6 protein-coding genes are annotated in these 9,869 nt (G+C 66.3%); 3 read left to right on the top strand and 3 right to left on the bottom strand.

What is annotated here, in order from left to right; all coding sequences use genetic code 11:
- Window positions 1–4 precede the first annotated feature (4 nt).
- The 3 genes from LRS08_RS10900 to LRS08_RS10890 form a co-directional block, all read right to left on the bottom strand.
- Entirely contained in the window at window positions 5–172 is a 168-nt protein-coding gene (locus LRS08_RS10900; protein ID WP_257843668.1) for a hypothetical protein, read from the bottom strand.
- A 61-nt stretch (window positions 173–233) separates the two neighbouring features.
- Window positions 234–953 carry a Crp/Fnr family transcriptional regulator gene (locus LRS08_RS10895; RefSeq protein WP_257845437.1) on the bottom strand — a complete coding sequence of 240 codons (720 nt, stop codon included), beginning with the start codon at window positions 951–953 and terminating at the stop codon, window positions 234–236.
- Window positions 954–1,060: 107 nt separating this feature from the next.
- On the bottom strand, window positions 1,061–3,877 hold the full coding sequence (locus LRS08_RS10890; RefSeq protein WP_260480714.1) for a TonB-dependent receptor domain-containing protein: 2,817 nt from the start codon (window positions 3,875–3,877) through the stop codon (window positions 1,061–1,063).
- 267 nt (window positions 3,878–4,144) lie between these two features.
- On the opposite strand from LRS08_RS10890, the gene LRS08_RS10885 reads away from it, so the two are divergent.
- The 3 genes from LRS08_RS10885 to LRS08_RS10875 all read left to right on the top strand — a co-directional run bounded on the left by LRS08_RS10885 (window position 4,145) and on the right by LRS08_RS10875 (window position 9,869).
- Window positions 4,145–5,278, top strand: a complete 1,134-nt coding sequence (locus LRS08_RS10885; protein ID WP_257843671.1) for a dipeptidase — start codon at window positions 4,145–4,147, stop codon at window positions 5,276–5,278.
- Between the two features lie 2 nt (window positions 5,279–5,280).
- Complete coding sequence (locus LRS08_RS10880; RefSeq protein WP_260480713.1) at window positions 5,281–6,342, top strand: DUF1611 domain-containing protein; 1,062 nt, start codon at window positions 5,281–5,283, stop codon at window positions 6,340–6,342.
- 71 nt (window positions 6,343–6,413) lie between these two features.
- Window positions 6,414–9,869, top strand: coding sequence for a serine hydrolase domain-containing protein (locus tag LRS08_RS10875; protein WP_260480712.1), 3,456 nt, complete (start codon window positions 6,414–6,416; stop codon window positions 9,867–9,869).

Genomic DNA, 9,869 nt, shown 5'->3' with positions numbered 1-9,869 from the left:
GGCCCTACCCGCGCTCGACGATGCCAAGCGTGAGTTTCTCGCCCGCCGCGACGCGTTCATAACGTTCGGCCATGGCCCGGTGCGCGGCGCGGACTGCGGGATCGATGGCGGCTTCCGCACGCGCCCGCTCTTCCGCCGCCCGCGCACGGTAATAGTCGAGATCAGCTTCCATGGCGCGTCCTCCTGTTCACGGAGGCGTAGCGCGTCGGGCGAGGCGGACCGGCTAACCCGTGTTAGAGCGGGTCCGCATCGAGATAGAGATAGGCGGGATCGAACTCGGCAATCGCACGCAGCGCGACCGCATCGGTGATCTCGACCCGCCCGGCGCGGAAGGTGAGTACCCCCATTTCGCGCAACCGGCGGAGCGAGCGGTTGACGTGGATCGAGGTGAGCCCGTGGCACTCGGCTAGATCGGTCTGGCTGAGCGCGAGCGCATAGCAATCGGGATCGGCCAGCCCGACGATGCCGAGCCGTAGGTGCAGTTCGCAGAACAGATGCGCGATCCGGGCGAGCGCATCGCGGATACCCATCGACAGCACCCATTCGCGGTGGATCGATGCGTCGAGATTGGTCGAGAACCAGTAGAGCCGCCCGATGCGGGGGTATCGGGTGATCAGTTCCTCGATCCGCGCATGGGGCACCGCGGCGATGCGGCACGGGGTCAGTGCGATCAGCGAATGATCGAGACGCTTCAATGTGAAGCTGTGCAGATCGGCGAAGTCGCCGGGAACGTGGAGTTCGGTGATCTGGCGCTGACCGTCGCTCAAGTCCTTGTAGCGCGCTGCGATGCCGTCGAGGATCAGGATGCTGTGGTCGAGCCGGGTCCCCGCCTCGATAAAGGTGCGCTGCGCCGGGACGGTCAGGGGAGCGCCGATGATCTCTCGAATCGCCCGCTCCTCCTCCGTGTCGAGGCTGTGGCGCGCGCGGATGCGGGCGAAATGGCGGTCGATCATTTCGGTCACGCCCCGCCAACGCGTGGGCCGCGATTGGGGTCCGTAAAGCAGAAGGGCCCGGGCATCGTGCGATGCCCGGGCCGCCCCGTTCGCCCAAGGGGTCGGGCTTAGAAGTTCAGGCGCGCACCAAAGGTGAAATAGGTGCCGATCGCGTCGTAGAAGACCGGACCGACCGGGCTGAGCGGCGGCTTCTGGTCGAGCACGTTGTTGATGTTGAGCGACAAAGTGACGCGGTCCATCACCTTCGCCCGCGCGCCCATATCGAGATAGGTGTAGGCACCGATATCGTTGTTCACCAGATAGCCGGTCGGGTTTACCGACTGGTCGAGCTGGCTGTTGAACTTGCCCGCGCCGACATAGCGGACGCGCGCATCGAGCCCGAGTACCTCGTTCTGGTAGGCGAAACTGAGGACGCCGCGCCAGCTGGGGATCGCGTTGCCGGTGCCCGCACCGACATCGCCCGCCGTGTCGACGCGCGACACGCCGGTGTCGATCACGAATTCGCGAACATGGGTTGCCAGCGCGCGAATGCGCATCGTGCCGGGGATGTTCGCGATCGCCGACATCGGGAAGACATAGGATGCCTCGATATCGACACCGCCGGTTTCGAAGATCGCCAGATTCTGGGAGTTCGATCGGACTTCGGTGACCGTGCCCGTCGCATCTCGGGTGATCCGCGCACAGGCGGCGGCGTTGCCGTTCTTGCACGCCAGCGTCAGGTTGGAGCCCGACAGGGTGCTGATCGCGCCGTCGATCTTGATGTCGTAATAGTCGACCGACAATTTGAAGCCCGGGATGAACTTCGGCGTGAACGATACGCCCAGCGCGGTGGTGTGGCTGATTTCCGGCATGAGGTCCGGGTTGCCGCCGCTGTAGGTGGTTACCGTCGCCGGGGTCGGGTTGTAGGCAGCGTTGGCAGCAGCCCGCCCGTCGGTGTCGCGATCGACCAGCGGACCGACATTGATCGCGCGGGTCGAGAACAGCTCGCCGATGGTCGGCGCGCGAATGTCGCGCGAGCGTGTGCCGCGGAACATCACCGTGTCGAACAGGGTGACGTTGGCGCCGCCCTTCCACGACCAGATCCCGCCGCTGCGGCTATAATCCGAATAGCGCGCCGCGCCGGTGGTATCGATCTTGGCCGTGCCCTCGATATCGAGCAGCGGGAGCGCGATTTCGGCAAAGCCCTCCTGCACGTCGAACCCGCCGCTGACCGGCGAACCGTAAAGGTTGAGCGGGCCGAACGCACCGGCCAGGTCGAGCGCGCCGCTGACCGACTTCTGCTCCTCCCACCGGCTTTCCGCACCGAACGCGACCGTCACCGGCCCCGCCCAGAGCGAGAACAGGTCGCCCTGGATCTGCACCGCCGCCGAATCGAGCTTGCTGACCGTGTCGTTCTGCTGCGTGCCGCGGATATAGGCGAGCGCCTCGGGCGAGGCCGCATTCAGGCCGAACAGGTTGAGCGGGCGGCACGCCGCGTCGTCATTGGTGGTGCTGGCGTCGGCATTGATCCCGCACACGATCTGGCCGCCGCTCGACACCGCGTTGATCGCGGCGTTGAAGCGCGAAACGATGCGCGCGTTGCGGATGCGCTGCGCCTGATCGACTTCGCCATGGCTGAAATGCGCATTGGCCTTCCATCCGCCGCCAAGATCGGCCTCGATCCCGATCGCGCCCTCCTTCTGCTCGCGCGTGCCGTCATAGATCAGGCTGTAGGGACCGGTGAAAAAGCGGCCGAGGGTGAAGCTGGTTTCGCCGGCATTGGCGAGCGTGGTGCGGATCGTCTGCGACAGGAACGGGTTGGTCGCCGAAATCGTCAGCGCCGGCGAAATGCCGATGTCGGGCAGGAAGGCATAGGTCGATTGCGACCGGCCATAGCTGACATCCGCCCATAGCTTCACCGCGCCGAAATCATAGGTGGCCCGGCCATAGGCGCTGATACGCTCCAGCGGCGTGGTCACGGCGACGACGTCGTACAGCCCGACCGCATCGGCACCGCCCAGTACCTGTGATGGAAAGCGGATCGCCGGGTTGGCGTTGAGCGAGGTGCCCGCGCCATAGGTACGCAGCGTGCCGTCGCTGTTGAACATCTGTCCGGCCAGCACGCCAGTGGTGATCAGGCCGCCGGGGGTCTGGTTGCCGTAATTGACGTCGGGGACGAGGATCTGGCGCAGGTCGGTGGTCGAGGTCGGGTTGAGCCGGACGATACCCGCACTGCCCAGCCGGTCGCGCGAATTGCGATCGGGGATCGATTCGTCCTTCACATATTCGGCGGTGACCATGATCTGGCCCCGGCCATCGGCGAAGGAGGTGCCCGCGGTGATGTCGCCACCGTAACGCGCGCCGTCGCCGCGCGTCGAAATGCCGCCAACGCCACCAACGGTCACGCCCTTGAAGCTGTCCTTGAGGATGATGTTGACCACGCCCGCGACGGCGTCCGAGCCCCACGCCGCAGAGGCACCGCCGGTGACCACCTCGACCCGTTCGACCAGGCTCATCGGGACATAGTTGAGATTGTTGTTGCCGACGAAGCGCCGTCCCTCCAGCAGCGTCAGGGTGCGGTTGGTGCCCAGGCCGCGCAGGTCGACCGGCGCGCTGCCGCTCGACGTATTGCCGACCGACACCTGCGGCGTGACGCTAGGGCGGAAGGCAGGCGAATCGTTGAGCACCTGAGCCAGATTCGGGCGCTGCCCCTGGCGCAGTTCGGCCTCGCCGATCACCGTGGTCGGGGTCGGCTGGTCGAACCCGTCGCGCACGATGCGCGACCCGGTGACCACGACGGTATCGTCCTCGGCGACAGCCTCCGCGGGCGCGGCAGGCGCGGTTTGTGCGAATGACGGCGTTGCAGACAGCAATGCGACGACCAGCGCGGCGGCGCTGCTCCCGCGAGCGATGCCGAGTTTCCGATTCGATACGAGCTTGCGCATGTCTTCTCCCCTTGTTGGCCTGCCTCCCGGGCGGCCATCCTCTCCCAGGGAAAGAAAAGTGACACATTGTCCCGATCAGGACAATATATTTCCTATGGTGCAAGATGTGGGCAATTATCCCCCTGATTCTCCACTATTTTGAGTCGATTGGACGCACAACAGGTCGCCGCGCACCCAAAGCAGGCCGCGACAAGTCGCGCGGGACCGGTTGACCTTCTCCATTCGGGACTATAGCGTCCTCATCAGAAAATTCGGGGAGATGGGGCAATGCGGGTTTCTCGTCGTCAGGCCATCGGCGGGCTGGGGGTCGTCGCGATTGCCGCGCCGCACATCGCGCGCGCCAGCTTCCAGGTCGATCCGGTCACCGGGCGCAGCTATTCGAAGCGCGCGATCGAGCTGGTCCGCCAGTCGGTGGTCGTCGACATGCTCGCCCCGATCAAGATCGACTTCAGCCCCGAATTCTATGCCGCACCGATGAGCGACCAGATGGTCGCGGACTTTCGCGCGAGCGGCATTACCGCGATTCACCACGCGGTCGGGCTGGGCGGCCCCAACGCCAAGGAAGCGGCGTTCAATTTCTTCGCGATCTGGGGCAATTATGTCGCGCGCAACAGCCATGTCCTGACCGGGATGAGCAAGTTCGCCGACATCCTGCGCGCGAAGAAGGACGGCAAGGTCGCGGTGATCATGGGGCTGCAAAATGCCGACCATTTCCTGCGCCCGGCCGACGTCAAGACCTTCTACGACCTGGGCCAGCGCTGCGCGCAGCTGACCTACAATTCGCAGAACCGGATCGGGTCGGGATCGACCGACCGGGTCGATGGCGGGGTGAGCGATTTCGGCGCCGAGATCATCAAGGCGATGAACGATGTCGGGATGCTGATCGATGTGTCGCATTGCGGCGACCGCACCACGCTCGACGCCATCGCCATCTCGACCAAGCCGCTGTCGATCACCCACAGCAATTGCCGCGCGCTGGTCGACCATCCGCGCGTCAAGACCGACGAGGCGATCAAGGCGATGGCGGCCAAGGGCGGGGTGATGGGCATCACCGGGGTGCGCAACTTCATCAGCAAGACCGACCCGACCACCATCCGCCATTATGCCGACCATATCGATCATGTCGTGAAGCTGACCGGGATCGAGCATGTCGGGATCGGCACCGATTCCGACCTGTACGGCTATGACGACACCTCGCCGGAGATGAACAAGATGCTGCGCGGCGCCTACAAGGACAGTTACGCCTTTCGCGAAAAGATCGATGTCGACGGGTTCGACCACCCGCTCAAGATGTACGCGCTGGCCGACGAGCTGATCCGGCGGAACTATTCCGATGCGAATATCAAGGCGGTGCTGGGCGGCAATTTCCAGCGGCTGCTGACCGCGACCTGGGGCGGCTGATCATGGGCAATTTTACCACCCTCACCGTCCCGAGCGACGGACCCGATCTGGATGCTCTGGCGCTGCCCCAGCCCTATCTGCTGTTCCTCGGCGACACGCGCGAGCCGGGCTTTGCCAAGACCGCGTTCGGCCTGCGCGACTGGGCACCCGAGCGCTGCGTCGGCGAATATGCGCTGGCCGAGGCGGAGGTCACCACCGGGCTGACCGCAATGACCCCGGCCGAGGCACAGGCGCGCGGCGCGCGGGCGATGGTGATTGGTGTGGCCAATCCGGGCGGGGTGATTCCCGACAGCTGGCGCGCGGCACTGCTCGACGCACTTGAGGCAGGGCTGGATCTGGTCAGCGGGATGCACGCGCGGCTGTCCGACATTCCGGGGCTTGCTCATGTTGCTGAGACACTGGGCCGCCGGTTGATCGACGTGCGCGTGCCGCCAGCGAACATCCCGGTGGCGAGCGGACGCAAGCGGACCGGCAAGCGGCTGCTGACCGTCGGCACCGATTGCGCGCTGGGCAAGAAATACACCGCGCTCGCATTGTGGCGCGCGTTCGAGGCGCGCGGGATCGACAGCGATTTCCGCGCGACCGGCCAGACCGGGATCATGATCGCGGGCGGTGGCGTGCCGATGGACGCGGTCGTCTCCGATTTCGAGGCCGGTGCCGCCGAAATCCTCTCCCCCGACGCCGCGCCCGATCACTGGGACGTGATCGAGGGTCAGGGCGCGCTGACGCATCCGTCCTTTGCCGCGGTGTCGCTGGGACTGCTCCATGGCAGCCAGCCCGATGTGTTCGTGGTGTGCCACGAGCCGGGGCGACGCGAGATGCTGGGGACGGCGGGCTATGCGCTGACATCGATCGACGAGATCGTCGATCTGACGATCCGCCTCGGCAGTCGTACCAATGCAGCGATCCGCTGTGGCGGGTTCGCGTTCAACACATCGGCGTTCAGCGCCGAAGAAGCGGCCGAACTGATGGCGCGTGAGAGCGAGCGGCTGGGATTGCCGGTCGCCGACCCGATCCGCGGCGGCCCCGCGTTCGACGCACTCGTCGCGAGCTGCCTCGCATGATCGGCGCGCGGCGCACCGGGAAGCATCCGGGCGCCGCGCCGCCGCTGAACTTCGTTCAAGGGGAGAGTAAGATGCCGCGTCCATCGTCCTGGCTGCGCGGCACCGCCGCGCTTGCGCTGATCGGGTCGGCGCTGCCCGCCGCCGCCGGCGGTCGCGAGCCCGCGCCCGTCGCGACCTATTCCACTCCCCCTGCCCGCATCGCCGGTCTCGCCGATTTTGTCGACGGAGTGATGGCGCAGCAGATTGCGACGCGCGAGGTAGCGGGCGCGGTGGTCACCGTGGTCTATCAGGGCAAGATCCTGTTCTCGCGCGGCTACGGCTTTGCCGATATCGACAAGGGCGTACCGGTTGACGGGATGCGCACGCTGTTCCGCCCCGGGTCGACGGGGAAGATGTTCACCTGGTCCGCGCTGTTGCAGCAGGTCGAGGCGGGGAAGGTCGATCTCGACGCGGACGTGAACACCTATCTCGACTTCAAGATTCCGCCGTTCGAGGGCAAGCCGATCCGGGTGCGCGACCTGTTGTCGCACGCGCTGGGCATGAGCGATGTCGGCAATCTGACCGCGCCGTCGGTCGACAAGCTGATCCCGTACCAGACCTGGCTCAAGCAGCGCGTGCCCGAACGGCTGTGGCCGGCGGATGGCGAGATTTCCTATTCCAACTATGGATCGGCGATCGCGGGCTACATCGTCGAGCGGGTGTCGGGCGTGCCTTTCCCCGACTATGTCGAGCGCAACATCTTCGCGCCGCTCGGCATGACCTCAACCACCTTCCGCGAGCCGCTGCCGCCCGCGCTCGCGCCGCGCATGGCCAATGGCTATGTGGTCAAGGACGGGAAATTGGTCGCCGAGCCGTTCGAGCTGTTCAGCCCGGTGATGCCGGCCGGTTCGGCGAGCAGCAGCGGCGCGGACATGAGCCGGTTCATGCTGGCGATGCTGAACGGCGGCGCGCTCGACGGCAAGCGCATCCTGAAGGCAGAATCGGTCGCATTGCTGATGCGCGATTCGCGCGCCAACGCGCCCGGCCTGCAGGGCATGGCACATGGCTTCATGGTGGTGCGAAAGGCCGGGCCGCGTCTCGTCGGCCATGGCGGCAATACCGGCGACTTTCATTCGAACATGATCCTCGCACCCGAGGCGGGGTTGGGTTTCTTCGTGTCCGAGACCGGGGGGGCAGGGCAGCTATGGCGGGCGCACCGAACTGGTCGAGGCGCTGATCGGGCGGCTGTTCCCGGTCAATGCCGCGCCAAAGGTCGCGACCCCGGCGGGCGAGAGGGTGCCGGTCGGCGCCTATCGCATGAACCGCCGCGACTATGCGCGCCCGGCCAACCCCGACCGCGACTGGAAGGTCGAGGCGGCCGGGCCGGACGCGATCACCCTGGTCGTCGAGGGTGCCAAGACGCATTGGGAGCGGATCGGGCCGCAGTTGTACGAACGCCGCACCGGCGCGCGCGCGGGCGGGCCGTTCGAGCGGCTGCAATTCTATGGCGGCGAGGGGAAATGGCGGCTGGGGTTCAGTTCGCTTCCGCATGTCGCATTCCACCAGGTAAAGCCGTGATCGTGCCAAGGAGACGTCGCATGAAGTTCCTGACCGCCATCGCCCTGATGACCCTGCCCGCCGCCGCGCTCGCGCAGAGCGTGGCCGCCGACACGCCGGGCAAGACCCAGAGCGGCGTCCAGTTCGTCCAGCCCAAGGACTGGACCGCCGCGCGCAGCGGGCAGGCGGTGACCTTCACCGCGCCCGAGGGCGATCTGCGCATCTCCGTGATCGACATCGGCGCGGCGAGCGACGGCAAGGATGCTGCGGCCAAGGCATGGGTCGCCGTGCGCGGCGCCGCCGGACCGGAGCCGCGCCTGACCACCCCGGTGCCAGCGGGCGATGGCTGGGATGAACGGTTGAGTCTTGCCTATGAAGTCGCACCGACCGAGCGCGCGGTGCGTTCGGCGCTGGCGCTGCGCAAGGGGACGGCGTGGACGGTGCTGATCGTCGATGGCGGCGCGGGAACGGCCGCCAAGCGCTCCGCCGCGATGTCGGTGGTGCAGGCGGGGCTGAAGCCCGCCGGGTTTCAGGCCGAGAGCTTCGCGGGCAAGACCGCGCACGAGCTGACCCCCGAACGGATCAAGCTGCTCACCGATTTCGTCGAAAAGGCGCGGCAGACGCTGGAGGTGCCGGGCATCGGCTTCGCGCTGATCGATGACGGCAAGGTCCTGTGGCAGGGCGGGTTCGGCGTCCGCGCGCTGGGATCGCCGGAGAAGGTCGACCAGAACACCAAGTTCATGGTCGCGTCGAACACCAAGGGGATGACGACGCTGCTGCTCTCGGTCCTCGCCGACGAGGGCAAGCTCGACTGGAACCAGAAGGTCGTCGACCTCTATCCGCAGTTCCGCCTCGGCAATGACGAGGTGACCCAGTCGGTGCTGGTCAAGCATCTGGTCTGCGCCTGCACCGGCCTGCCGCGCAAGGATTACGCCTTCATCCTCGCCGACAAGGGCCAGCCCGCATCGGACACCTTCGCGCAGCTCGCCGCGACGATGCCGACCAGCAAGTTCGGCGACCTCTTCCAGTACAACAACCAGCTGGCATCGGCGGCAGGCTATGTCGCGGGCTATGTCCTGCATCCCAAGATGGAATTCGGCGCGGGCTATGACCGCGCGATGGAAGAGAAGATCTTCAAGCCGCTCGGCATGAAGGACGCGACCTTCGACTATGCCGAGGGGATGGCGGGCAACTGGGCGGCACCGCATGGTCTCGATATCGATGGCAAGGTCACGTTGATGTCGAACGACTTCAACTGGTCGCCCTACCCCTATCGCCCCGCAGGTGCGGCGTTCGCGACGACAGCCGACATGATCCGCTATGTCCAGCTCGAGCTGGGCAAGGGCGTGCTCGACGGCAAGCGCGTGGTGAGCGAGGCGAACCTGACAGAGCGGCGCAAGAAGGGCGTCCAGGTCGGCCCCGACAGCTGGTACGGCATGGGCCTGTTCCAGACCAATGCGAAGGGCGTCAACGTCGTCACCCATGGCGGCACGTTGCTCGGCTATCACAGCAACTGGTACGCGCTGCCCGAGAGCGGGGTCGGCATGGTGATCCTGACCAACAGCGATCCGGGCGCGGCACTGCTCGCCCCGACGCTGCGCCGCCTGCTCGAAATCCTGTATGACGGCCAGCCTGAGGCGGAGCGCGATGTCGCGGCAGCGGCGGCGCGGATCAAGGCGGGCGCGGCGGCGCGGCGCGGGCGGCTGACCTATCCGGGCGATCCGGCGGTGCTCGGCAACCTTGCAGGCCATTATTCCGACCCGGCGGTGGGCCAGATAGCGATCAGCGAGAAGAATGGCGCGAAGTGGATCAAGGCCGGGTTCGTCGAGGGACCGATCGCGACACGCAAGAATGCCGATGGCACCATCTCGATCATCTCGGTCGGGCCGGGCAATATCGGCGTCGACGCGCTGGTCGGGGTCAAGGACGGCAAGCGCACGCTGACCATCAATGACGGGCAGCAGAACCAATATGTCTATGTCGAGGATTGA

The sequence above is a fragment of the Sphingomonas sp. J315 genome, assembly GCF_024666595.1.
Classification (GTDB): domain Bacteria; phylum Pseudomonadota; class Alphaproteobacteria; order Sphingomonadales; family Sphingomonadaceae; genus Sphingomonas.
This window is presented reverse-complemented; position numbering and strand designations above follow the sequence as displayed.

Coding starts and splice junctions, on each gene's coding strand:
- LRS08_RS10875 (WP_260480712.1), top strand. CDS start 6,414: ATGCCGCGTCCATCGTCCTGGCTGCGCGGCACCGCCGCGCTTGCGCTG.
- LRS08_RS10900 (WP_257843668.1), bottom strand. CDS start 172: ATGGAAGCTGATCTCGACTATTACCGTGCGCGGGCGGCGGAAGAGCGG.
- LRS08_RS10895 (WP_257845437.1), bottom strand. CDS start 953: ATGATCGACCGCCATTTCGCCCGCATCCGCGCGCGCCACAGCCTCGAC.
- LRS08_RS10885 (WP_257843671.1), top strand. CDS start 4,145: ATGCGGGTTTCTCGTCGTCAGGCCATCGGCGGGCTGGGGGTCGTCGCG.
- LRS08_RS10880 (WP_260480713.1), top strand. CDS start 5,281: ATGGGCAATTTTACCACCCTCACCGTCCCGAGCGACGGACCCGATCTG.
- LRS08_RS10890 (WP_260480714.1), bottom strand. CDS start 3,877: ATGCGCAAGCTCGTATCGAATCGGAAACTCGGCATCGCTCGCGGGAGC.